At 64.7% G+C, this 621-nt stretch carries 1 protein-coding gene; it reads right to left on the bottom strand.

Annotated features, from left to right (window positions below):
• The coding region (dmpG, locus tag GCT19_RS42485; RefSeq protein ID WP_152855134.1) for a 4-hydroxy-2-oxovalerate aldolase at positions 1 to 621 on the bottom strand (621 nt) is incomplete at both ends.

Here is a 621-nt window from a genome sequence, read left to right as displayed (position 1 = left end):
TGCCCAGCTCGACCAGAATGTCGACGGTCTTCAGGCCGTACTTCTTCGCGGCCACTTCCGAATGACGCAGGAAGCTCGAATACACACCCGCATAACCGAGCGCGAGCGTTTCGCGATCGACGCGCACCGGGCGGTCCTGCAGCGGACGCACGATGTCGTCGGCGGCGTCCATCAGCGCGTAGAGGTCGGTGCCGTGATTCCAGCCCATGCGCTCGGCGGCCGCGATGAACACTTCGAGCGGCGCGTTGCCCGCACCCGCGCCCATGCCCGCGAGCGATGCATCGATGCGGTCGCAGCCTTCTTCCACCGCGACGATCGAATTCGCGACGCCGAGCGACAGGTTGTGGTGCGCGTGCATGCCCGTTTGCGTTTCGGGTTTCAGCACCGCCTTCACCGCGCGGAAGCGGTCGCGCACGTCGTTCATCGTCAGCGCGCCGCCTGAGTCGACCACATAGATGCAGGTCGCGCCGTAGCTCTCCATCTTCTTCGCTTCGATGGCGAGGTTCTCCGGCGTGGTCATGTGGCTCATCATCAGGAAGCCGACGGTGTCCATGCCGAGTTCGCGCGCGTATTCGATGTGCTGCTTCGAAATGTCCGCTTCCGTGCAGTGCGTCGCCACGC

The organism is Paraburkholderia atlantica, assembly GCF_009362785.1.
Lineage (GTDB): Bacteria > Pseudomonadota > Gammaproteobacteria > Burkholderiales > Burkholderiaceae > Paraburkholderia > Paraburkholderia atlantica.
Note: the sequence above shows the minus strand (reverse complement) of the source record. Positions and strands in the feature narration are given on the sequence as shown.